The sequence below is a fragment of the Brachybacterium sp. Marseille-Q7125 genome (assembly GCF_023062615.1).
In the GTDB taxonomy this organism is placed as follows: Bacteria; Actinomycetota; Actinomycetes; order Actinomycetales; family Dermabacteraceae; genus Brachybacterium.
Window position 1 is genome coordinate 1 of sequence record NZ_JALLAL010000050.1, and the last position, 21,892, is coordinate 21,892.

General features: G+C 71.2%; 20 protein-coding genes. 11 read left to right on the top strand and 9 right to left on the bottom strand.

Annotated features, from left to right (window positions below; translation table 11 throughout):
• Positions 1-184: 184 nt before the first annotated feature.
• Together MU407_RS11490 and MU407_RS11495 are read right to left on the bottom strand one after the other, a co-directional pair.
• On the bottom strand, positions 185-583 hold the full coding sequence (locus MU407_RS11490) for a phage holin family protein (protein ID WP_102234796.1): 399 nt from the start codon (positions 581-583) through the stop codon (positions 185-187).
• Between the two features lie 48 nt (positions 584-631).
• Complete coding sequence (locus MU407_RS11495; RefSeq protein WP_246957597.1) at positions 632-1,078, bottom strand: hypothetical protein; 447 nt, start codon at positions 1,076-1,078, stop codon at positions 632-634.
• Positions 1,079-1,497: 419 nt separating this feature from the next.
• On the opposite strand from MU407_RS11495, the gene MU407_RS11500 reads away from it, so the two are divergent.
• The 3 genes from MU407_RS11500 to MU407_RS11510 all read left to right on the top strand — a co-directional run bounded on the left by MU407_RS11500 (position 1,498) and on the right by MU407_RS11510 (position 5,483).
• On the top strand, positions 1,498-2,697 hold the full coding sequence (locus MU407_RS11500) for a histidinol-phosphate transaminase (protein ID WP_246957600.1): 1,200 nt from the start codon (positions 1,498-1,500) through the stop codon (positions 2,695-2,697).
• Positions 2,694-4,019 carry an MFS transporter gene (locus MU407_RS11505; RefSeq protein WP_246957603.1) on the top strand — a complete coding sequence of 442 codons (1,326 nt, stop codon included), beginning with the start codon at positions 2,694-2,696 and terminating at the stop codon, positions 4,017-4,019. Before MU407_RS11500 ends, MU407_RS11505 begins: the two co-directional genes overlap by 4 nt.
• Before the next feature lie 171 nt (positions 4,020-4,190).
• Positions 4,191-5,483 (top strand): Gfo/Idh/MocA family oxidoreductase, encoded by a 1,293-nt coding sequence (locus tag MU407_RS11510; RefSeq protein ID WP_246957606.1) that lies wholly within the window; start codon positions 4,191-4,193, stop codon positions 5,481-5,483.
• 36 nt (positions 5,484-5,519) lie between these two features.
• On the opposite strand, the gene MU407_RS11515 is transcribed toward MU407_RS11510, so the two are convergent.
• Both MU407_RS11515 and MU407_RS11520 read right to left on the bottom strand, forming a co-directional pair.
• Positions 5,520-6,122, bottom strand: coding sequence for a hypothetical protein (locus MU407_RS11515; RefSeq protein WP_246957609.1), 603 nt, complete (start codon positions 6,120-6,122; stop codon positions 5,520-5,522).
• Positions 6,123-6,170: 48 nt separating this feature from the next.
• On the bottom strand, positions 6,171-7,148 hold the full coding sequence (locus MU407_RS11520) for a CPBP family intramembrane glutamic endopeptidase (protein WP_246957611.1): 978 nt from the start codon (positions 7,146-7,148) through the stop codon (positions 6,171-6,173).
• 322 nt (positions 7,149-7,470) lie between these two features.
• Between MU407_RS11520 and MU407_RS11525 the strand changes: the two genes are divergently transcribed.
• From MU407_RS11525 to MU407_RS11555, 7 genes are all read left to right on the top strand, one after another.
• The gene (locus tag MU407_RS11525; RefSeq protein WP_246957615.1) at positions 7,471-8,724 is read left to right on the top strand and encodes a thiamine pyrophosphate-dependent dehydrogenase E1 component subunit alpha; all 1,254 of its coding nucleotides are present in this window, start codon (positions 7,471-7,473) and stop codon (positions 8,722-8,724) included.
• On the top strand, positions 8,721-9,710 hold the full coding sequence (locus tag MU407_RS11530) for an alpha-ketoacid dehydrogenase subunit beta (RefSeq protein ID WP_246957618.1): 990 nt from the start codon (positions 8,721-8,723) through the stop codon (positions 9,708-9,710). Before MU407_RS11525 ends, MU407_RS11530 begins: the two co-directional genes overlap by 4 nt.
• 30 nt (positions 9,711-9,740) lie before the next feature.
• The gene (locus tag MU407_RS11535; protein ID WP_102234788.1) at positions 9,741-11,177 is read left to right on the top strand and encodes a dihydrolipoamide acetyltransferase family protein; all 1,437 of its coding nucleotides are present in this window, start codon (positions 9,741-9,743) and stop codon (positions 11,175-11,177) included.
• Between the two features lie 170 nt (positions 11,178-11,347).
• Positions 11,348-12,130: a CrcB family protein gene (locus MU407_RS11540; RefSeq protein ID WP_246957621.1), complete on the top strand. Its 783-nt coding sequence runs from the start codon at positions 11,348-11,350 to the stop codon at positions 12,128-12,130.
• Positions 12,127-12,537: a CrcB family protein gene (locus MU407_RS11545; protein ID WP_246957624.1), complete on the top strand. Its 411-nt coding sequence runs from the start codon at positions 12,127-12,129 to the stop codon at positions 12,535-12,537. Before MU407_RS11540 ends, MU407_RS11545 begins: the two co-directional genes overlap by 4 nt.
• Positions 12,534-14,459: a CopD family protein gene (locus MU407_RS11550; RefSeq protein WP_246957626.1), complete on the top strand. Its 1,926-nt coding sequence runs from the start codon at positions 12,534-12,536 to the stop codon at positions 14,457-14,459. The genes MU407_RS11545 and MU407_RS11550 overlap by 4 nt, the downstream gene beginning before the upstream one ends.
• A 139-nt stretch (positions 14,460-14,598) precedes the next feature.
• Positions 14,599-14,835 carry a hypothetical protein gene (locus tag MU407_RS11555; RefSeq protein ID WP_246957629.1) on the top strand — a complete coding sequence of 79 codons (237 nt, stop codon included), beginning with the start codon at positions 14,599-14,601 and terminating at the stop codon, positions 14,833-14,835.
• Positions 14,836-15,091: 256 nt separating this feature from the next.
• Here MU407_RS11555 and MU407_RS11560 read toward each other — a convergent pair whose 3' ends face one another.
• The 5 genes from MU407_RS11560 to MU407_RS11580 form a co-directional block, all read right to left on the bottom strand.
• On the bottom strand, positions 15,092-15,772 hold the full coding sequence (locus tag MU407_RS11560; protein ID WP_246957632.1) for a hypothetical protein: 681 nt from the start codon (positions 15,770-15,772) through the stop codon (positions 15,092-15,094).
• A gap of 439 nt (positions 15,773-16,211) precedes the next feature.
• Positions 16,212-16,877 (bottom strand): DUF6318 family protein, encoded by a 666-nt coding sequence (locus MU407_RS11565; protein ID WP_246957635.1) that lies wholly within the window; start codon positions 16,875-16,877, stop codon positions 16,212-16,214.
• A 162-nt stretch (positions 16,878-17,039) separates the two neighbouring features.
• Positions 17,040-18,509, bottom strand: coding sequence for an NAD(P)-binding domain-containing protein (locus MU407_RS11570; RefSeq protein ID WP_246957637.1), 1,470 nt, complete (start codon positions 18,507-18,509; stop codon positions 17,040-17,042).
• A 253-nt stretch (positions 18,510-18,762) separates the two neighbouring features.
• The gene (locus MU407_RS11575) at positions 18,763-19,560 is read right to left on the bottom strand and encodes a DUF1345 domain-containing protein (RefSeq protein WP_246957640.1); all 798 of its coding nucleotides are present in this window, start codon (positions 19,558-19,560) and stop codon (positions 18,763-18,765) included.
• Positions 19,557-20,603 (bottom strand): BadF/BadG/BcrA/BcrD ATPase family protein, encoded by a 1,047-nt coding sequence (locus MU407_RS11580; RefSeq protein WP_246957642.1) that lies wholly within the window; start codon positions 20,601-20,603, stop codon positions 19,557-19,559. The genes MU407_RS11575 and MU407_RS11580 overlap by 4 nt, the downstream gene beginning before the upstream one ends.
• Before the next feature lie 207 nt (positions 20,604-20,810).
• On the opposite strand from MU407_RS11580, the gene MU407_RS11585 reads away from it, so the two are divergent.
• The gene (locus tag MU407_RS11585; protein ID WP_246957644.1) at positions 20,811-21,770 is read left to right on the top strand and encodes an N-acetylmuramic acid 6-phosphate etherase; all 960 of its coding nucleotides are present in this window, start codon (positions 20,811-20,813) and stop codon (positions 21,768-21,770) included.
• Positions 21,771-21,892 lie beyond the last annotated feature (122 nt).

A 21,892-nucleotide genomic window follows, 5' to 3' on the forward strand; every position in this document is an offset into this window, starting at 1 on the left:
GGGCTGGCCGGGGCGACCGGCTGGGGGCCGACGGGCCTGGCCGGGGCGACCGGCTGGGGGCCGACGGGCCTGGCCGGGGCGACCGGTCCAGCGCCAGGGGCGAGCGGTCCGGAGCCGAGGACCGACCGGTCTGGCGGGCCGACGGGCGTGGTGGATCAGCCGCCCCGTCGGCCCGTCCCGCAGTTCACCCGCGCTCGCGCTGCCCCTCGCCCAGCCCGGTCACGCCTTCGATGATCGCGGCCAGCAGCCCGATGATCAGTCCCGCCAGCAGCGCCCACCAGAAGGTGTCGAACTCGAGCGTGAGCCCCAGCAGGCTGGAGATCCAGCCCGCGAGCAGCAGCATCAGCGTGTTGATGACGATCTGGAACAGGCCGAGTGTCAGGCACGTGATGGGCATGGCGAGGGCCGAGAGGATCGGGCGGATGATGGCGTTGACCAGCCCGACGATCAGCGCGATCGCCCCGATGGTGAGCACCTGGTTCAGCACGGGAGCGCTGTCGTCCCCCAGGTGCATGCCGGGCAGGATCAGCGCCGTGACCCACAGGGCCACGCCGGTGGCGATGACAGAGCCGAGGAATCTCATGCATCCATCGTCGCAGCTCGGCTGAGCGGTGGCAGGCCCCGTCGGCCCTCAAGCGTCGACGTCCGCGTCGAACCCGACCGAGTTGGCGCAGATGGAGCGGATGGTGAGCGTCCACTCGTCGAATTCGGCGGTGTCGCCGATGCCCAGTTCGTCGAGATCTTCGGCATCTCCCGTATCCGCCTGGAACCGCAGCACGGCGGCCGGTTCCCCGTCCGCACCCTCAGCTCGGATCATCACCGCGCCGTAGAACAAGTGCTCACCGCGGGAATTCTTCGTCTCTGTATCGCGGCCCTGCGTCGAGCCGCGGGTGCTGAGCCGGCCATCGCCGGTGCACGTCTCGGTGAAGTCCTCGGGATCTCCTGCCGGGCCGTTCGTCGGCCCCGGCGTGGGATCAGGCTCGTCTTCGCCCAGGGGCAGCAGGCCGCAGCCAGCTGTTCCGCCCAGCAGCAGGAGGGCCGCGGTGACCCCGGTGACGGAGCGGAGCATGCGTCTCATGCAGTCACCTCGGGTGTCACCCGCACCAGCACCTCGGGGGATTCTCCGTGATGCGCTCGACATGCGCGGTCCAGGGGGCCGATGCTCACCGTCGATCCGGTGTGCAGTGCGCGATGATTGGTCGCGCATGTGGTCAGGAATTCCCTCAGGAACACGTTTTCCCCCTCGGGCTCGTCGGGGCGACGCATGAGGCCGTCCCGCACATCAATCATGAGATGGCGAGAGCCATTGGGCCATGGGGAGAGCTCCTCATGAGGGTCCGCCGAGGTGAGGGCCCGCCGAGGCTCGACAAAGGGTCTGCTGAGCGCTCGATCAAGGGCCGACCGGGGCTCGCGAGTGGTTCGGCAGCGGCGCCCCCGGCCCACCCCGCAGGGCGGACGTCCGCAGCCGTCCCGGCGCCCCCGGCTTACGCTGGAGTCATGTCCACCGCCTCCGCCTTCGACCCGTCGGCCCCGCAGCCGGACCCGGCCGCCCAGCCCCCGTCGGCCCCGGCCAGCACCACTCCGGCCAGCACCACCTCGGCCAGCACCACCCTGCCCGCCGAGCGCATTCGCGTGCGTGCCGCGCTGGATTCCCTGCCCGCGTATGTCGCGGGGAAGCAGGCGCCCGATGACGGGGTGCGGCGCTTCAAAATCTCCTCCAATGAGTCCCCGTTCCCCCCGGTCGAAACTGTGCGGGAAGCCGCGGTTGCCGCGCTCGGCGAGGCCCACCGGTACCCCGATGCGGCCGCGCAGGCGCTGCGGGAGGCCCTCGGTGCGGAGCACGGCGTGGAGCCCTCCCGCATCGCCCTGTCCACCGGATCCGTCGCCGTCACCGGCGACCTCGTGCGCGCCCTCGTCGACCAGGGCGATGAGGTCGTGTACGCCTGGCGCTCCTTCGAGGCCTACCCGATCCTGGTGGGCTCCCACGGCGGCACCCCCGTGCAGGTCCCCGTCACCGCCCGCGGCGAGCATGACCTCGAGGCGATGGCCAAGGCCATCACCGAACGCACCCGCCTGGTGCTGCTGTGCACCCCCAACAACCCCACCGGCCCCTCGCTGAGCACCGCCGACGTGGAGGAGTTCCTCACCCGCGTGCCCGAGCACGTGGTCGTCGCGATCGACGAGGCCTACCGCGAGTTCCACGACCCCGCGACCGTCCTGGACAGTGCCGGGATCCTCGCGCGACACGGCAATGTGGTGCTGCTGCGCACCTTCTCCAAGCTGCAGGGCCTCGCCGGGCTGCGGATCGGTTACGCCATCGCCCACCCGCGACTCGCCCGGGCACTGTCCCAGGTCACCCTGCCATTCGGAGCGAGCAGGCCCGCGCAGGCTGCTGCGCTCGCCACCCTCCAGCCGGAGGCTCGCGCGGTGCTGGACCGCCGCGCCGCGTGGATCCGCACCGAGCGCGACCGCGTCGCCGCCGCCCTCGCCGAGCAGGGCTGGGACCTGCCCGTCACCCAGGGCAACTTCATCTACTTCCCCCTCGGCGAGCAGTCCCAGGACTTCGCCGCCTTCGCCGATGCCCGCGGGCTCGTGCTGCGCGCCTACGGGGCCGACGGGGTGCGCGCCACCATCGCCGAACCGGAGGCCAGCGACCTGCTGATCGACATCGCCGCCGCCTGGCGCGAGCATTCATGACAGTGACCGCCGCCGCCCAGCCGCTCGGCGGGATCCGCGCCCACCTGGTCTGGCTCGTGGCCGTGGCCGCCTACGCGGTCGCCGTCCTGCAGCGCACCACGATGGGGGTTGCGGGCCTCGAGGCCGCGGACCGCTTCGGTGCCTCCGCCACGATCGTCTCCACCTTCGTGGTGCTGCAGCTGGCGGTCTACGCGCTCATGCAGGTCCCCGCCGGCCTGCTGCTGGACCGCTACGGCTCCCGCGTCACCCTCGTCGTGGGTGCGGTGCTGATGGGCCTGGGTCAGCTGCTCATGGCGGAGACCACCACGGTGGGCGTGGCGATGCTGGCCCGGATCGTGCTCGGGGCGGGTGACGCCCTGACCTTCAGCAGCGCCATCCGCCTGGTGCCCGCGTGGTTCCCCGCCCGACGGGTCCCGATGTACACCCAGCTCACCGGCCTGATCGGGCAGGTGGGGCAGATCGGCTCCGCCGTCCCCTTCGTCGCCCTGCTGTACAGCGCCGGCTGGCCCGCGACCTTCCGTCTCGCCGCGGCGCTGTCCGCGATCGCCGCGCTCGCAGTGCTGCTGCTGGTGCGCGCCACCCCGCCCGGCACCCCGCGACCCCGAGTCCGCCACGACCTGCGGCGCATCCCGCTCGTGCTCGCCCGGATCCTCCGCAACCCCGCCACGCAGCTGGGATTCTTCACCCACTTCACGGCGGGATTCCCCGGCATCGTGTTCGCCATGATGTGGGGCTACCCGTACCTCACCGCCGGCGAAGAGCTCTCCCGCCCCGCCGCGAGCGCCGTGATGACCCTGCTGGTGCTGGTCTCCGCCGTCGGCGGGCCGCTGATCGGCGTGTTCACCCAGCGCCACCCGCTGCGCCGCACCACGCTCGTGCTGCTGATCGTCGCCACGATCGTGGTGCCCTTGCTCGCGCTCGTGCTGTGGCCCGGCCCGGCACCGCTGTGGCTGCTCGCGGTGCTCGTGTCCGGCTACTCGATCGGCGGACCCGGCAGCGGCGTCGGCTTCGACTTCCCCCGCACGGACCTGGCCCGGCACCGCCTGGGCACCGCCACCGGCGTGGTCATCATGGGCGGGTTCCTCGGCGGACTGCTCGCGATCCTGCTGATCGGCACGGTGCTCGACCTGCGCGCCCCCGACGGCGACTACACCCTCACCGACTTCCGCGTCGCCTTCGCGGTGCAGCTGCCGATGCTCGCGATCGGCGTGGTGGGAATGCTCATCACCCGCCGCGCGCTGCGGGCCCGCATGGCCAGGGCCGGGGTGCGCGTACCGCCCTGGCGGGACGTGTGGCGTTCCGGGCGCTGGCGCCGAATCTGACGCGGGGCCGACGGGGGAGTGCGGGCCGTCGGCCTGTCGTGATGGGCGCCTGTTGGGGTGCCAGGGTGGCCGCCCACCGCGCCCCCGTCGGCCCCTTTGAACCGTGCCGCTTGAACCGTGCCGTGCCGGTCCCGTAGCCTTGCCTCAACACCTTTATTTCAAGGAGGAACAATGTCGTTCACGCTGGGCATCGTCGGGATCGGGCAGTTCGGCTCCCACTTCGCAGAGCTGTTCGCCGCCCACCCGGACATCGAGGCGATCTACGCCGTGGACTCCGTCCCCGAGCGCATCGACGCCGTCGAAGCCCGCGGCACCCGCTTCGCCGGCCGCTTCGACACGCTCGAGGACCTGCTCGCCTCCGACGTGGACGCCGTCGCGATCTTCACCCAGCGCTGGACCCACGGCGAGCACGCCCTGGCCGCCCTGCGCGCCGGCAAGCACGTGTACTCCGCCGTGCCGATGGCGATCGCCGAGGACGAGATCCGCGCCATCACCGAGGAGGTGCAGCGCACGGGCCTGGTCTACATGATGGGCGAGACCAGCCAGTACAACGCCGCCGTGGTGCTGGCCCGCCGGATCCACGCCACCGGCGCCTTCGGCGAGGTGTTCTACGCCGAAGGCGACTACGTGCACGACATGGACCTCGGCTTCTACGACGCCTACAAGTACTCCGGCGGTGAGGGGTGGAAGGCCACCGCCTCCTACCCGCCGCTGCTGTACCCCACGCACTCGATCGGCGGGATCCTCGGCGTGATCTCCGAACGTCACGCCGTGTCCGTCTCAGCGCTCGGTCGGCCCGACACCCGCGGCGACGGCGTGTTCGACAAGGACGTCTCTATGTTCAATAACGACGTCTCCAACGCCTTCGCCCTGTTCGGCATGGACAACGGCGGCGCCTTCCGCACCAACGAGCTGCGTCGCGTCGGCTACCCCAGCCACCAGCGCGAAAGCCGCTTCCGCTTCTTCGGAGAGGCCAGCTCCTTCGAGGAGACCATCGAGACCACCTACTGGCATGACAAGCAGCGCGTGCTGGACGTGACCGAGCTGATCCGCACGGACGCCACCATGAGCCTGGATGACCCGCGGCTCGCAGATGTCTCCCCGACGCTGCGGGATGCCTTCGTGGCCGGTGCCGCCCGCGTCCACCACCAGGAGCGCCTGCCCAAGGAGTTCCAGGGCCTCCCCAACGGCCACGAGGGCGCGCACCACTTCCTCGTCGATGACTTCGCGCGCGCCGTCGTGGACGGGAAGCAGCCGATGGTCAACGCCTGGCAGGCCGCCCGCTACACCCTGCCCGGGGTGATCGCCCACCAGTCGATGAACCGGGACGGCGAGCGCCTGCCCATCACCGACCTGGGCGACTGCCCCCTGCCGGTGCAGGACCTCGACGTCGACCAGGAGCCGCTGGACCTCGAGGCCCTGTTCGCGGCGCAGGAGGCACGGAAGGGCTCGGCTGTGCAGTGAGGAGCTGCCGGGCCGTGACCGGGAGCGTGCTTCCTCTCAGTCGGCGTCCGACTCGGTGTACGCCAGTCCCAGCAGCGTGCCGTCCTCGGCCACGGTGATCTCCGCTCGGGTCGCACGTCCGGTGCGTTCCTCGATCCGGGAGACATGCAGGACACGCCCGATCAGCCTGGCCTGCGGGGGGCCGGCGCGGGTGAGCTCCCCGTACACCGCCGGGACGGCGTCGAAGGCGCGCGCCACGCCGCCGGATCCCGCCATGCGGCGGATATGGGCGGAGGCGCGTTGCTCCAGCTCCTCGTAGCGGCGCTCCGCGGCCGCATCCAGCAGGCCGACGGCAGTGGCCACCTGGGAGGCGGAGGGATGCGGCTGCGGGCGCGTGACCTTGAGGGGCACCTGGCCCCCGAACCGCTTCTGCGCGGCCTGCCGTGTAATGCCCAGCTGCTCCCCGATGGTGGCCCAGGTCATCCCGGTGGCGCGGGCCTCGGCGACGAACAGGTGCAGGGTGCGTTCGGCGGTATCGGCAAGATGGGCGGCCGCCGCGAGCGACTGCTGGACCTGGGCGCCCGGTGCGTCGGCCAGCGGCCCCAGGCACAGGGCCGAGGCCACGCTGATCTCATCGCGCAGTCGGGAACGTTCGTCCATGGTGGCATTGTCTCGCGCCCCGGGTCCCGTGGCTGCGCGACGTCGAGCCTAGAGCGCATCGGGGGTCTGCGGGCCGTGCGGCTGCGGCCCGAAGGTGCCCCGAGCCCCTCGCGGCATGATCAGGTAGGCGGCGAACACCGTCAGGGCGATCCCGATCACCCCCAGCGGGGTGTCGATGAACCAGTTCATCTGCTCGAGCGTTCCCTGGGTCGCCACGATGGACACCGCCAGCCCCACGGTGCTGTTGAGCGTGGAGTGTGCGAAGGCCGCGGGCAGGGGGTTGCCGCCCGCGCGCTCGGTGATCGCCCCGAAAAGGAAGTGCAGTGCCACACACGCGATGATGAACATGCCGATCGCCAGAGGGCGGGGCGCTCCGGGGTAGTTGTGTCCGATCAGCGTGATCGGCAGGTGCCACAGCGACCAGATGAGAGCACCCACCACGATCGCCCCGGTGAAGCCGAGGGGCTTCAGCTGCCGCCACAGCCAGCCGCGCCAGCCGATCTCCTCTCCCAGGGCGGGGATCACGGAGACGAGCAGGTTCACGGCGGTGAGAGCCAGCACGACGGTCACGGCGACCGGCACGGGCATCTCGGCGCCGGCGTCGGCCATCGCGATGGTCGTCGCATGTGCCCAGGTGCTGCCGGTGAGATCACCCGGCACGCCGCGCAGCACCATGATCACGGCGGAGGCGGCGTTGATCGCCAGCATCACCAGCACGGCCAGCGGGATCCAGAGCGCCAGGCGCTTCCAGCGACCGCGGAAGCGCAGCCCCACCTCATCCCGCCAGGAGCCCCTGGTCACCAGATTCACCACGATCACGGTGGCGATCGCAGGGGCGAGCATGCCTGCGGACAGCACCCATGAGTACAGGGGGTGGGCGATACCACCGGGCAGGAACCAGAACGGGGCAGCGCTCAGGGCGAGCAGCGCGTAGGCGATCGCGGCGAAGATCAGCACCGGTTTCCAGGGGACCGAATGAGGCGGGGGCAGCATCTCGGCGGGTCGGTGTGCGGGATTGGGGCTCATGGCAGGAGTGTGATGCGACAGCCACCAGGAAGTCAACTGATGGTTGACATGCGCGGGCCTGCGGCCAGGATCGACCGCTCCTTGTGTAGTGGATGGTCCTCGCACGGTGGGATGCGCGGCTGCCGGAGAGTCCGCTGATGCTGGTGTACGTCGCCCTGCCCTGCATCCTCCTCGCCGTGGTGACCCTTACAGCTGGGATGCGCGCGTGGCAGTCGCGTCCAGCTGCCGCGATCGTGAGCAGCAGTGGTCCCCACGGCGCGCCGGAGTCGGTCGGCGAGGCTCCTCCCTCTCACCCTACGGAACCGTAGGTTACGATCGAGCGGTGAGCGCGTTCTCGACCACCATCCCGCCTGTCGCCGACCAGGAGCCGATGACCCAGCTCCTGGCTCCCGACGGCACCCGCACCCCCCACGAGGAGTTGGACGCCGTCCTGGCGGGGCACAGCACCGCATCCCCCGCAGGTGCCGCTAAGGGCGATGCGTCAGCGACCGCCGACCCCGGACCGGACCTGGCCTCCCCGGAGCGCCTGCGCGGCTACTACCGCGACATGGTGATGATCCGCGCGGCAGACCTCGAGGCCACCTCGCTGCAGCGGCAGGGCCAACTGGGCCTGTGGGCCAGTGCGCTCGGGCAGGAGGCCGCGCAGATCGGCGCCGGGCACGCGGCCCGCACCCAGGACTACCTCGTCCCCACCTACCGCGAGCATGGGGTCGCCTGGGCGCGCGGCATCGAGCCGATGCGCCTGCTGGAGATGTACCGCGGGATCTCCCACTGCGGCTGGGACCCGTACGAGCTGCGCACCCACCCGTACATGATCGTGCTGGGCTCCCAGGCCCCCCATGCCGTGGGCTACGCCATGGGCCTGCAGCGCGACGGCCTGGTGGGAACCGGTGACCTCGACAGCGACACCGCGGTGCTGGCCCTGTTCGGCGACGGCGCCTCCAGCGAGGGCGAGGTCTCCGAGTCCTTCACCTTCGCCGCCTCCTTCCAGGCGCCGGTGGTGTTCTACACCCAGAACAACCAGTGGGCGATCTCCGTGCCCACCTCCGTGCAGACCCGGGTGCCACTGGCCCAGCGCTCCCGCGGCTGGGGCATCCCCTCGATCCGGGTGGACGGCAACGACGTGCTGGCCGTGCTCGCCGCCGTGCGCTCGGCCATGGACGCGGCCCGCGCCGGGGAAGGGCCCCGCTTCATCGAGGCCATCACCTACCGCATGGCCGCCCACACCACCAGCGACGACGCCTCCCGCTACCGCAGCAGCGAGGAGGAGCAGCAGTGGGCCGACAAGGACCCGATCCTGCGCCTGCGCCGCCACCTCGCCCAGGTCGACGAGATCGACGAGACCTACGTGAAGGCCTGCGAGGAGGAGGCCCACGACCTCGCCATGCGCCTGCACCACTTCATCCACGACATGCCCGATCCGGACCCGGTGGCCATGTTCGACCACGTCTACGCGGAGCCCCATCCCGTGGTGGAGCGCGACCGCGAGCAGTACCTGCAGTACGTCGCCCAGTTCGAGGACGACGCAGACAGCACCGAAGGATCCGGCGCGACGGGCGGGGGGAGCGGCCGATGAGCACCACCAGCAGCACTCTTCCCATCGCCAAGGCGATCACCGCGGGACTGCGCGACGCCATGCGTGCCGATGACCGCGTGCTGATCATGGGGGAGGACGTGGGCGTGCTCGGCGGCGTCTTCCGCGTCACCGACGGTCTGCACGCCGAGTTCGGCTCCCAGCGGGTGGTCGACACCCCGCTGGCCGAGGCCGGGATCGTGGGCACCGCCGTGGGCCTGGCCTACCGGGGGTATCGGCCCGTGGTGGAGATCCAGTTCGACGGCTTCGTGTTCCCGGCCTTCAACCAGATCACCACCCAGGTCGCCAAGATGCACTACCGCACCCAGGGCCGGGTGAGCCTGCCGATCGTGATCCGCATCCCCCACGGCGGCGGCATCGGCGCGGTGGAGCACCACTCCGAGAGCCCCGAGGCACTGTTCGCCCACACCGCCGGACTGCGCATCCTGGCCCCCGCCACCAGCCAGGACGCCTACTGGATGACCCGCCAGGCCATCGAGAGCGACGACCCGGTGATCATGCTGGAGCCCAAGCGCCGCTACTGGGCCAAGGGCGACGTGGATCCCGACCACCGGCCCGAGCTGTCCCCCTGGGAGGCAGCCGTGGCCCGCCCCGGCACCGACGCCACCCTGCTGGCCTGGGGCCCCAGCCTCCCGCTGGCCCTGGAGAGCGCCGAGGCCGCGGCGGCCGAGGGCGTCGACCTCGAGGTGATCGACGCCCGCTCGCTGGCACCCCTGGACCTGCCCACGGTCTACGAGTCGGTCAAGCGCACCGGCCGCCTGGTGATCGTGCACGAGGCCCCCGTGCTCGGAGGTCTGGGCGGTGAGATCGCCGCCCGCGTGGCCGAGGAGTGCTTCTACCACCTGGAGGCGCCCGTGCTGCGAGTGGGCGGCTACCACACCCCTTACCCGCCGGCCCGCATGGAGCACGCCTACCTGCCCGATCTGGACCGGGTGCTGGACGCCGTGGATCGCGTCCTCGCACACTGACTGTTCCCACCCCCGTGGAAGGATCACCCCATGGCTGACCCCACCGACCCCCAGGCATCCGGCTCCGCGCCCGACAGCCGGATCGTCCGCATCAATCTCACCGACCCCGGTGAGGGCCTCACCGAGGCCGAGATCGTCGACATCAAGGTCTCCGTGGGCGACACGATCGCCATCAACGACGCCGTGATCGAGGTGGAGACCGCCAAGAGCGCCGTCGAACTGCCCAGCCACGTCGCCGGCACCGTCACCAAGGTGCTGGTGTCCATCGGCCAGGAGGTGCCCGTCGGCGCCCCGCTGTTGGAGATCGACACCAGCGGCGGCCCCGCCCCCGAGAAGAGCCCTGCCGCCGGAGACGCGGTGGAGGCCACCCCGCAGGAGACCGCCCAGGCCGCGGAGCAGGAGCAGGACCAGCCCAAGAACCTGGTGGGCTACGGCGCACCGTCGGCCCCCCAGCGCCGCCGGCGTCGCCGCACCGCCCAGGAGGAGGACACCCAGGTCCCCATCGACCGGATCCTCGCCAAGCCGCCCGTGCGCAAGCTCGCCCGCGACCTCGGCATCGCGCTCGCCGACGTGCTGGCCACCGGGCCCGATGGCACGGTCACCCGTGAGGACGTGCTGGCCGCCCAGCAGCGCGCCATGAGCGGCGACACCGTCACCGTGTACGACGGCCAGTACTTCCCCGAGGAGTCCCCGCAGGCCCCCGAAGGCCTGGACGGCGCCATGAAGTCAAGCCGCCACCAGCCCTTCGCCGGCGTCACCAGCGACGAGCGCACCACCCGGGTCCCGATCCGCTCGGTGCGCAAGCGCACCGCTGAGGCGATGGTGGCCTCCGCCTTCACCGCCCCGCACGTGACCGTGTTCAACGAGGTCGACATGACCACCGCCACGCGCATCGTGCAGCAGCTGCGCGGTTCGCGCGAGTGGTCCGGGGTGAAGGTGAGCCCCCTGGTGGTGGTGGCCAAGGCGCTCCTGGTGGCGATCCGCCGCAACCCGGAGGTCAACGCGTCCTGGGACGAGGACGCCGGCGAGATCGTCTACAAGCACTTCGTGAACCTCGGCATCGCCGCGGCCACGCCGCGGGGGCTGATCGTCCCGAACATCAAGGACGCCCACCTGATGACCCTGCGGGAGCTGGCCGAGGAGATCGACGAGCTCGCCAAGACCGCACGGGCCGGTCGCACTCCGCTGTCGGCAACCCGCGGGGGCACCATCACCATCACCAACTTCGGCGTGTTCAACATCGACTCGGGCACCCCGATCCTCAACCCCGGCGAGTCGGTGATCCTGGGGATCGGCGCCATCAAGGAGAAGCCATGGGTGGTGGACGGCCAGGTGGTGCCCCGGCAAATCGCACAGCTCGCCCTGAGCTTCGACCACCGCCTGATCGACGGGGCGCTCGGCGCAGAACTGCTGCGGGACATCTCCGCGGTGCTCGAGGACCCGGCGCTCGGGCTCGTGTGGGGGTGAGCGCGGGCGCGTGAGCCCGTCGGCCCGTGCACCGGCCCGCTGACTGCCGCGCTGCACCGGCTCCCGGACCGCCGCGCCGCACCGGCCTGCGCGTGGGGCTGGCCACCCCGTCGGCCCCACCGCCGGGGCGGCGGCGATGGACGGCGCGCAGACCTCGGTACGCTGGGCCGGTGACCTCCAGCCCCACCTCTCCGTCGACGCCGCCGCGCCGCCTGGACTCGCGGATGCGCACGGTCGAGATGGCCGCGCTGCGGGCGGAGGATCTCGAGGATCTGCATGTCGGCGCACCGCCTGGCGTCATGCGACCGCTGCCCGTGCACACGGCGGCGCTGCTGGTCGCGGCAGGCGGGGCCGTCGGCGCGATTCTGCGTTTCACGATCGCGGTGCTCGTGCCGACCGTGCTGACCCCCACCCTCATCGAAACCCCCTGGCCCACCCTGTGGGTCAACGTCATGGGCTGCCTCGCCTTCGGCGCGATCGCCGGGCACGCCGAGATCCGCGTCGCGCGGCCCTGGGTGATGCCGCTGCTGGGCACGGGGCTGTGCGGCGGCTTCACCTCGATGTCCACCGTGGTGCTGGAGGGGTCGGCGATGTTCGGCGCGGACTTCCCGCTGCAGGCCATGCTGTACGGCTCGCTCACGCTCGTGCTGTGCCTGGGGGCCTCGATCGCCGGTCTGCTGGCCGGTCGCGCCGCCGCCCGCGGCAGGCTGCTCGCGAAGATCGCGGCAGGACGCCGACCCATGCCGTGGGGCGCGGGACGGAAGGTGCGTGAGGATGCTGACGGGTCGGCCGACGGGGGTGCGCCGGGTGCGAGCGCGCACGGGACGGGCGCCCATTGGCTCGATGCGAGCACTCGGGGCGATGCGAGCACCCGGGGCACGCGCGGCGCGGATGGCGACGCCGCCGAGCCGGGAACCGCATACGACTCCGCGCCCGGAAGGCCTGAGGCATGAGCGCGGGCACCTACCTGCTGGCCGCGCTCCTGGTCGGGGTCGGTGGGGCGCTCGGCAGCGCGGCCCGCTGGGGGCTGCGCGCATTCGGCACCCACCTCGCTGAGCGCCGTGAGCTGCACGACCCGGCGGCTCTGCGGCCCTGGCTGACGCTCGGTGCGAACCTCGCCGCCTGCTTCCTGCTCGGCATGATCGTCGCGCGCCTGGGCTCGACCACCGGCGGGGCGGCGCTCGCCTACACCATGCTGTCCGTCGGGTTCTGCGGCGGCCTGTCTACCCTGTCCACCGCCGCCATGGACGTCGTCGACCTGTTTCGCCGCGGCACCTATGCGCTCGCCGTCGCCTACGTGATGCTGACTGCGGGGACCGGCATGGGCGCGCTGTGGCTGGGGCTGGTGATCGCGGCGTGAGCACGGGAAAGAAGCGGGGGCCGGGCCGGGGAGCGCTGCTCATCGCGGGCGGCGTCGTCGTGCTGCTTGCCCTCATCGCCGTGATCGCCGCCGATGCCGCGGCTGCCGGAAACCTTGTGCTGCTGGATGCCGGGGCCCTCACCCGGCACGGCGCGCCCGTCGCCGCGACCCTCGCCAACCTGGCCGCGGCCCTCACCCTGGGTGGCGCCGTCGTGGCCGGCTGGATGCTGCCGCGGGACGCCGACCGCACCTGCGTCATGACCGCCGTGGCGATCGCCGCGGGCGTGACCACCCTGGCCCGTGGCGCCGCGCTCGCCTTCTCGTATTCGCTGGCCACCGGGCAGCGCATCGGCTCGCCGCGCTTCGGCTCCGATATCGCCGTGTTCGCCGCGACGGACCTCGGTGTCTGGCTGATCGCTGGGCTGCTCATCGCTGCGGCGACCACCACCGTCGCGGTGCTCGGCAGCTCCGTCGGCGTGGCGCGCACGGTCGCGGTGCTGATCGGCCTGGTCGCCCTCGCCAGTGCCATGACCGGCCACGCTGCCGGCGACGAGACCCACGAAGTCGGCACCTCCACGATGCTCATCCACCTGCTGGCCGTCGGGATCTGGGCAGGCGGCCTCGCAGTGCTGCAGCTGCTGCCCGGGGAGGGCCGACGAGAGGCTGCGGGGCGCGCGGATGTGTCGGGCCGACGGGGGGCCGTGGGGGGCGCGGATGCGTCGGGCCGACGGGGGGCCGTGGGAACCTCGGGTACTGCGATCGAGGAAGCCCGCGAGGCCGAGCAGGTGGTGCGCCGCTTCTCCCACCTCGCGCTGATCTGCTGGATCGCGCTCGCGGGCAGCGGCGTGTGGGCCCTCGCAGTGCGCATGAACGGCTGGGGAGATCTCCTGACCAGCGTGTACGTGCAGATCGCGCTCGCCAAGGCGGTGCTGCTGATCCTGCTCGGAGTGCTCGGGGCGCTGCAGCGGCGCCAGCTGGCCACCGGGTTCACCGGCGCCGACGGGGCCGATGCCCGCTCCACCTATCGACGTCTCGCGGTGCTCGAGCTGGGGCTGATGGGTCTTGCCATCGCGCTCGGCGCCGCCATGAGCTCCTCCCCGCCGCCGGCCGAGGCTGGGATCCCGCCCGGCGGACCGGCGGGCCTGCTCACCGGCTACCCGCTGCCGGCCGCCCCCGAGCTGACGACGGTGCTGACCGCCTGGCGGCCGGCCCCGGTGGCGCTCGCGCTCGGGGCCGTGCTGCTGCTGACCTGGTGGCGGCCCTCCGCCCCGGTGCGCGACCGCTCCGCCTCGATCCGCCTGCTGCTCGGCGTGGCGGTGCTGGTGCTCGTCACGAGCGGCCCGCTGAACGTGTACGGGAAGGTGCTGGTCTCGGCGCATGTGCTGCAGCACCTGCTGCTGATGGTGCCCGCGGGGGTGCTGATCGGTAGCGTCTGGCCGGTGCCGGGCAGGCTGCGGGAGCTGGGCGGGCGCTGGTGGGTCGGGGCGCTGCTCGCAGCGGCCGGGCCGATCCTGCTGGTCACCGCCTATGCGGTGCCGCTGACGCTGCGCCTCGCGCTCGATGCGCACGTATGGCATCTCGCCCTGCAGGCCCTCGCGCTCGGGGCCGGGGTGCTGACCGCCCTCGCGGTCCGGGCGGTAGGGGCGGCGGGTGCCCCGCGCCACGTGCTGCTCGTGCCGGCCGCGCCGCTGCTGGTCGGGGCAGCGGCCGGGCTGTGGCTGCTGCTCGGGGATGTGCTGCTCGCCGCCAGCTGGTTCGGCGCCACCGGCCGTACCTGGTGGATGGATGCGCTGGCCGACCAGCGCCGCGCTGGCGTGGCCGTGCTCGCCGTGGTGGTGCTGAGTGCTGGGTTGGCTGGGCTTGTCGTGGCACGGCTCCGGCGTGCCGCCGCAGCGTCACCAGCCCCGTCCCGCCCCCGCTGAACGCGCTGCCTCCGTGCTGGACCGGGTCACGACGACTCTCACCGCCGCGGTGCCCACGATGACGTGGAGCGAGGACTCTCCACCGGGAACGGTCAGCTCGACGGAGAAACACTCCTGCACGTACAGGAGCGCTGGCCTGGTGAGCGCCGCGGCTCCGGAAGACTTTCTCGAGCTGCGGGAGCCTTTTGCTGAGGTCCTGTCCGATGAGGGAGTCGCACTGGAGGACATCCAGAGCTCCACGGAGGGGGGATCTGCACGGCTGTGGACGCGCCTACCACAGGACGACATCCTCGTTCAGCTCACGGAGCAACCCCAAGAAGGGGCGATGCTCATCATTCACGGTCCGGATCTCCCCTGGGAGATCTGCGCGCCGTGAAGGCGCAGCCCCATGGTGAGGATTGACGCGGTTGTCCCCGGTGCTACACCACTATCAGGGACGTAACCTGAGAGGCGCCGCGCTGGGGTTCCGGAATCTGGGCCGCTACCTCCTCCGGGGCACTGCTGGATACCTGCGGGTTCAGACCGCTTCTACACTCTCTTTTGCGATGAGCCGCTGAAGCGCAGTATGGCTCACCTGGAGCAGCCGGTGAAAAGACCTGAAGGACAGGTCCACTCACCCTGTGCAGCTCGGATCAAATCCTGCGGTGGCGGGCTTTAGGGTCGATCGGCCCTTCGGTGTCCGGGGTGCGCTCGGGGATCCAGGGCTCCTCTTCATCCTCGTCATTGTCGTCGCCCCCGTACCCGCTGTCTTCGTCCTCGTCCTCGCTGCCGTTGACGAGGCGGGACTCGAGGGACTTGGCGAACAGCTCGACCGGATCGGATTCGATCTCGATGCTGCCCTCGATGTCCTGCCACTCGCCGCCGTCCACCGAGAACTGGCCGGTGAACGTGGTGGTGAGGATGATGTCGTACCAGCCTTCGAACCGGTATTCCGAGGAGATCCGCTCGGAGGGGAAGGGCTTGCCGGGATTCTTGGTGGTGATGGTGTTGCCGTCCCCGAGGTCCCAGTGGAACTCTGACGGGATGGCACGGATCCGGACTGGGGTGCCGAGGACTTCGGTCTCGAGCTCTTGGGTGTCGGCCTCGGTGTAGAGGACGTTGACCATGTTCACCGGCAGCCAGCCACGTTCCGGGCCCGCGTGAGCGATCGGGGTGTCGATGGGCATGCGCTTGAGGTCCTCGATGGTCACGGTGATGACCAGCGGCGGCAGCGAGGCGGGGTCAATGCTGCCGGCCTCGCCGACAGGCACACAGCGATACCCCTGTGGAGTCTTCCTGTCCTCGACGGGGTCATAGAGTGAGATCTGCTGCATGACCATGTCCTCGCCGCGATCCCACTCGCGCTGAGCACGCGGATCCAGAAAGAACTCGCCCGCGGCATCATCGCGACGGTAGTTCAGGCCCGAAGTGCACGATTCGCGGACGGTATGGCACGTCGAGCCGTTGCTGTCTGGAGTGCACGACGTTGCGTGGCTGGTTGGCAGAGTCTCAACGACCGGGTAGGGAGCGAGGCTCGAGCCTCCTTTGGACCCGGGGTTGGGGCTTGTGAAAAAATCTAACGCACTGCTTCCCGAGTTTTGTTCCCACTCCTCAGTGTTTTCTTGGGAGCCCCCGAAGTTGATGGCCCTAGAGCCCCTGTCAATTTCTGTGTGGTGTCGAGGAGGGTCTGCGAGAGCATTCAAGGGAGGATTTATAAGGAGTGCGGCTAGGGGTAATATTGCGAGCGTTGAGGTTAGGCATATAAGTCGTTTGTTAGTCAAGGACATCGGTTCCCCATTTTGCGCGAACGGCATCGATTCGCCACCCCTCTTCTGTCCAAACTAGACCGCCCGCGGTGGCGTACTCCAGTTCGCCAACGTCCACGATCTCTGAAGGATCTTCAATGGACCTCATGTGCGGGGTTGTCGTGAAGTTGTAGTTCACCTGGATGTCGTAGGTGTTCGATTCTATAGCCTCGGACACGACTTCCTGTAGGGAAAACTTAGTCCAAAGATTGTCGTGCTCCCGGATGTCCTTGTAAGTTTTCATGAAGTCGTCGCATCCATCACAGTCCTCAGTTTCCATCTCCTGCGTCAGGGAGTCGTCGCCCACCTGGTGTGCCCACATGGCAGTGGCGATGTAGTACTTAAAGGCCTGCATCGCACCGTGGTCGGTGTGCTCGTCCATGCCGGGGAAGTCGGCGCGGTCCGGGGCGGGGATATCGGGCGCAGCCTGAATCTCGCCGTCCCCGCCATCGCTGGCCCCCGCTTCACCCCCGCCATCGCTCGTGTCGGTGTCGTCGCCCCCGCCGTCGCTGGCCTGGGGCTTGAAGCCGAGGTCCGGGGGTGGGGTCGTGACGGGGCCCTTGCCGTCGTCGCAGGCGGCGAGGCCGAGGATGAGTACGGCGGAAGCCGCAGCGGTGATCAGGCGTCGCGTCATGAGGTGAGCTCCCTGTCCGTGTTGTGGAACACAGTCACGGTAGCGGCCTGAGTTCACCTCGTCAGGCCAGTCGCCAAGATTGTGGATAACTCTCCCAGGGACGGGGCTCGCAGCCGCGCTGCGCCCAGCCCCGCCGAGCCTCAGCTCCGACCCACCCCAGCTTCAGCCGCGCCGGTGCGCCTCCGCGAACAGCTCGCGCACGGAGCGCAGGCGCGCCAGCAGGGTCTCGCGGTCCGCAGCCGGCACCAGGCCCTCGCCGAGCCCACGCGACGCCGGGCTCGCCGCGGCGCTGCGCTCGGTGACGCGATGCGTGCCCACGGCCCCGCCGAGCGTGCCCATCAGGCCCTTCCCGCTCGCGGTCGCCGCAGCCGGCACCGCGGACTCGGAGCCCGCACGCACCCGTCGGAACGCCTCGAGCGCCTGCTGCGAATGCCCCTGCATCGTCGCGGCCAGCATGTACGCGGCCACGTCGGCCTGCTCCACGAGCACCGGCAGCACCCCGCCGGAGACTCGCTGCTGCCCCAGGATCACCAGGTCATCGCGGCCGCGGGCGAAGGCGCCGAGGAACAGGTCGTAGGCGCCGTCGGCGGTGCGCGGCACCACGTCCTTGGGCAGATGATCAGCCCCGGACTCGTACCCGGTGGCCAGCACGATCAGGTCCGGCGCGTACTGCTGCTCGCCCCGCTGCTGTGCACCCCGGCCCCCGGCCACGCCCGCGAGGATCACGGTCCCGTCGGCCCCCACCGCGGTGACGTCCCCGGCCGGGGTGATGCGACCCTCGCGCACCCGGTCCAGCACGTCATCGGAGACGATCACGGTGTCCTCGAGCAGCGGTGCGACCGGCCGCGGCAGACCCACCGCCTCCGGGGTGCCGACGGTGCGGCGGATCACGGTCTCGGCGATCTTCGCGTTCAGCCCGCCTAGGCGCGCGGGCTCGCGGGCAGCCAGCACATCCCCGGAGCGGCCGGCGATGCGGCGCGGCACGATCCAGTGCCCGGTGCGCATCGACCAGCGCACCTCGAGGGCGCGCCGCGCGGCGTCCACGGCGATGTCGGCGGCGGACTGGCCGGAGCCCACCACGAGCACGCGCTGGCCCTCCAGCCCGTCGGCCCCACTCCAGTCCTTCGCGTGGATGACCCGCACGGACGTCGGAACGTCTACGGCCCAGGCGGGGTAGTGGGGGCGCTCGGTGATGCCGTGGGCGGAGATGATCGCGCGGTAGATGCCGATCTCGCCGGTGGTCAGCTCCACCTCCCACACGCCGTCGTCGAAGGGGCGGGCGTGGCGCACCCCGGTGCGGGGCCGGAAATGGTCGGTCAGGTCATGGCGAGCGGCGTAGGCGCGCAGGTACTTCGCCATATGCGTGGGGGTGAGGAACTCCGGGAAGCTCACCGGCTGCAGCAGATCCTCATACTGCGTGAACTCGCGCGAGGACACCATCTCCAGGGTGGGCCACACGGGGGAGTCGGTGCGCTGGGGGTCCCACATGCCGCCGACGTGCGCGGCGCGATCCACCAGGTCGAACGGCACCTCGAGCGCCTGCAGCGCGGCAGCGGCCGCAAGTCCCGCGGGGCCAGCGCCGATGATCAGCACCTTGTCGCGGGTGGGGATCGAGTCGTGGTGCTCGGGCATCAGGGAGGTCCTTCTTCCGGGTCGGCCGCGGGCGGACGGACGCCATCCTAGTCCGAGCGCGTGAGGCCGCGGCACGGCGCTGCTGCGCACGTCACCGCCGCGCGCCGCCCCACTCCCTCACGCGAGACGGCTACGTTTTCGTGGGAATCGGGGCCTCATAAGCACCAGAACGTAGCGGGATTCGGAAATCTTGAGCCGCGCTCGCCGAACAGGGGCGGGGCGCGATGGGGGCAGGGCGGCGTGCTCTCGCACCTCAGCTGACTGCGGAGATCACCACGGAGACGCCCAGCGAGATCAGCACCGTGGAGATGACATGCGCGAGGATCACGTGATTGCGCACGATCCGACGGGCGGGCGTCGTGAGCGGCACGAACTCGACGGTCCCGCTGGAGGCCTGCACTACTACCGCCGCGTACAGGTAGTCGGAGAAAGTGCGCTCGGGCCCCGGCGTGCCCGGCAGCGAGAAAGCATCACCGTGCGCGTCCTCCGCCATGTATTCCATCGCGTAGGTGACCACGGTGGAGATCCACACGGTGATGATCGCCCCGGCGGTCAGCAGCAGCAGATACGTCACCGACACCCCTCCGGGCCGGATGATCAGCAGCAGCGACGCCGCGACCGCGTTGACCACCAGCGAGACCACGTTGCCGACCGGCCCGGAGCTGCCTCCGACCCAGCGGTACCAGCGCACCGAGAGCCGGGCTCGCGGCAGACGCGCAAGCGCCACCTGCCGGGCGCGCGGCAGCCCCCGCATCACCAGCAGCACCAGCAGCGCCGTGACCATGAAGTAGATGGAGCCGACGAGAACCAGCAGCAGCGTCAGCAGAATGATGCGCTCGCGCGGGTCCTCTGTGGTCATGTAGTTCAGGTCCGGCACCGCGAGCTGCAGCACCGCCCCGATCAGCCCGGCGATGACCAGCGCGATCAGGCTGCGCACGTTCTCCGAGAGGAGGCGGTGGTGCCAGGTGCGGCGCCGGCGCTCGAGACGCGGGGTCTCGGGCTGCTCCGCCGCCTCCGGCTGCTCGGCCGGCCGCCGCTGCTCGGCGTTCATGCGCTCTGCCCCGCGGCGAGGTCGCGGGCCAGCAGCAGCGCTCCGGGCAGGCCGTCGCGGGCAGTGCCCACCCGTCGGCCCTGACCGGCGATGAGCGCGAGCGCCCGCTCACGCAGCGGCCCATCGGACGTCAGCACCGACCCGGCGAGCACCACCGGCAGGGTGCCGTCCAGGTCGAGCGCGGCGAGGGTGTCCTCCACGGTGCGGGCGGCGGCGTCGAGGATCCCGGCAGCGACCGGGTCGTCGGGCACGCGCGCGGGCAGCGGGGCGAAACGTCCCAGGGCCGACGGGGAGCCTGCCGGGACAGCGTCGTCGAGCGCGCGGATCAGGTCCTGGCGGAGGTCGCCCGTGGGGGAGGGCGGCTGCGTGCCGTCGCGCAGGTCAAGGCCCAGGTCAGCGCCCACCTGCTCGGTGAGGGAGGTGCGGGGGCCGCGGTCGTCGAGGTCTGCGGCGACGACCTCGAGGGTGCGTCGGCCCAGCCACACCGCGGAGCCGATGTCGCCGAGCAGCCAGCCCATGCCATCGCGGCGCCGCACCGGGCGGCGATCCTCGACGCGGACGGCGACGGCGCCCGTGCCCGCGAGGACCAGCAGGCCCGTATCGCCTACGCCGCCCGAGAGGAACGCGGTCAGCAGGTCGTCGGTGACCAGCAGGTTTGTGGTGGCGATGCCGAGGGGGAGGAGTCGCTCGGCGATCGCGTCGCGGATCTCGCGGACACGGGCGGGGCCGGCGCCGGAGAGACCGAGCGCGACCGCGCGGACCGTGGCGGGGTCGGCGGCGGCGCGTTCCAGCAGCTCGCCGATGGTGCGGGCGAGGCCGTCGAGTGCGGCGAGCCCGGAGGAGCGCAGGTTCGCCCCGGGCCCCGTGTGCTCGGCGAGGATGGTGCCATCAGGGCGGGCGAGGAGCACCCGAGAGCTGGTGCCGCCGATGTCTCCGGCGATGACGGTGCTGGTGGTGGGGCTCAGGGCTGCGGCTCCTGCGCCCGCCGCCCGTGTTCCGACGTCGTCCTGCGTCATGTCCTCCCCCTCGTCGACTGCGGCCATCGTAGTCAGCGCCCCGCGCCGCGCGCCCCGTCGGCCCTCCACCTCGAATCCCGCTACGTTTCCGCACCCAGAATCCCGCTACGTTTCCGTGCTTAACCCGCGCTCATTCCCACCGAAACGTAGCGGTCTCGGCGATGGCGACAATGCAGCGGTCTCGGCGAAGGGTGCGCGGGGAGGCCCTAAGGGGCGGGGCGCTACTGTGCACGCATGGATCTGGACACCTTGCTCGTGGACCTCGCCTCTCCCACCGAGGAGCGCAACCCGGCCAGCGCCGAGCTCGACAGCCTCGATGCGCGCGGCATGGTGGACGTGATCCTCGGGGAGGACGCAATGGTCGCCGCCGCCGTGCAGGCGCGCGCCGCCGAGATCGCCGCGCTCGTGGAGGTGTGCGTCGAGGCGATCGCCGCCGGGCACACCGTGCACTACGTCGGCGCGGGCACGTCGGGCCGACTCGGCGTGCTGGACGCCGTCGAACTCGCTCCCACCTACAATGCCGACCCGTCCATGGTCACCGCCCATATCGCCGGTGGCGCCGGGGCATTCCTTGAGGCCGTCGAGGGCGCGGAAGACTCCGTGGAGGCGGGCCGGGAGCTGGTGCGCAAGGAATGCTCGGCCGGGGATGTGGTCGTCGGGCTCGCCGCGAGCGGCCGCACCCCTTTCGTGCAGGGCGCGCTCGAGGCGGCTCGTGAGGCGGAGATGCCCACGGCGCTGATCTCCGCGAACCCGCAAGCGCCGCTTGCCGAGCTCGCCGACCACCCGATCCTGCTGGCAGTGGGCCCGGAAGTCGTCACCGGCTCCACCCGCATGAAGGCCGGCACCGCCCAGAAGCTCACGCTGAACGCCCTGTCCACGGCGATGATGGTGCGGCTCGGCACCACGTTCGGGAACCTCATGATCGACGTGCGGCCCACGAACGCGAAGCTCGTGGCGCGCACTGTGCGGATGCTCGTGCAGGCCACCGGCGTGGACGCGGCCCGGGCGGCGGAGGTGCTGCAGGAGGCCGACGGGTCCGTGCGGGTTGCGCTCGTGGCGCTGCTCGCGGGGGCCGACGTGGGCGCTGCACGCGCCGCGCTCGAGGGCGCGCCCCGGGATCCGGACCGCGTGGGCGACCCCGCCGGGATCCGCACCGCCGTCGCGGCGCTGCAGCCGGCTCTTATACACATCTGACGCCGCCGGCGATACCCCTTGGGTCGATTTTGGTGGTGGCCGGGGCTGTATAAACAAAAAGATGTTATTACGCGCGCGACGACTGTGTTCTACGCTCTTGATTAGTGGCGGCATCTGGCTGG

What these genes read in the sequence shown, in the direction of transcription:
- MU407_RS11520 (WP_246957611.1), bottom strand. Translation starts at nt 7,148, where the DNA reads ATGAGCCCCAATCCCGCACACCGACCCGCCGAGATGCTGCCCCCGCCT.
- MU407_RS11565 (WP_246957635.1), bottom strand. Translation starts at nt 16,877, where the DNA reads ATGACGCGACGCCTGATCACCGCTGCGGCTTCCGCCGTACTCATCCTC.
- MU407_RS11495 (WP_246957597.1), bottom strand. Translation starts at nt 1,078, where the DNA reads ATGAGACGCATGCTCCGCTCCGTCACCGGGGTCACCGCGGCCCTCCTG.
- MU407_RS11575 (WP_246957640.1), bottom strand. Translation starts at nt 19,560, where the DNA reads ATGAACGCCGAGCAGCGGCGGCCGGCCGAGCAGCCGGAGGCGGCGGAG.
- MU407_RS11515 (WP_246957609.1), bottom strand. Translation starts at nt 6,122, where the DNA reads ATGGACGAACGTTCCCGACTGCGCGATGAGATCAGCGTGGCCTCGGCC.
- MU407_RS11510 (WP_246957606.1), top strand. Translation starts at nt 4,191, where the DNA reads ATGTCGTTCACGCTGGGCATCGTCGGGATCGGGCAGTTCGGCTCCCAC.
- MU407_RS11505 (WP_246957603.1), top strand. Translation starts at nt 2,694, where the DNA reads ATGACAGTGACCGCCGCCGCCCAGCCGCTCGGCGGGATCCGCGCCCAC.
- MU407_RS11500 (WP_246957600.1), top strand. Translation starts at nt 1,498, where the DNA reads ATGTCCACCGCCTCCGCCTTCGACCCGTCGGCCCCGCAGCCGGACCCG.
- MU407_RS11580 (WP_246957642.1), bottom strand. Translation starts at nt 20,603, where the DNA reads ATGGCCGCAGTCGACGAGGGGGAGGACATGACGCAGGACGACGTCGGA.
- MU407_RS11535 (WP_102234788.1), top strand. Translation starts at nt 9,741, where the DNA reads ATGGCTGACCCCACCGACCCCCAGGCATCCGGCTCCGCGCCCGACAGC.
- MU407_RS11490 (WP_102234796.1), bottom strand. Translation starts at nt 583, where the DNA reads ATGAGATTCCTCGGCTCTGTCATCGCCACCGGCGTGGCCCTGTGGGTC.
- MU407_RS11530 (WP_246957618.1), top strand. Translation starts at nt 8,721, where the DNA reads ATGAGCACCACCAGCAGCACTCTTCCCATCGCCAAGGCGATCACCGCG.
- MU407_RS11560 (WP_246957632.1), bottom strand. Translation starts at nt 15,772, where the DNA reads ATGCAGCAGATCTCACTCTATGACCCCGTCGAGGACAGGAAGACTCCA.
- MU407_RS11570 (WP_246957637.1), bottom strand. Translation starts at nt 18,509, where the DNA reads ATGCCCGAGCACCACGACTCGATCCCCACCCGCGACAAGGTGCTGATC.
- MU407_RS11545 (WP_246957624.1), top strand. Translation starts at nt 12,127, where the DNA reads ATGAGCGCGGGCACCTACCTGCTGGCCGCGCTCCTGGTCGGGGTCGGT.
- MU407_RS11585 (WP_246957644.1), top strand. Translation starts at nt 20,811, where the DNA reads ATGGATCTGGACACCTTGCTCGTGGACCTCGCCTCTCCCACCGAGGAG.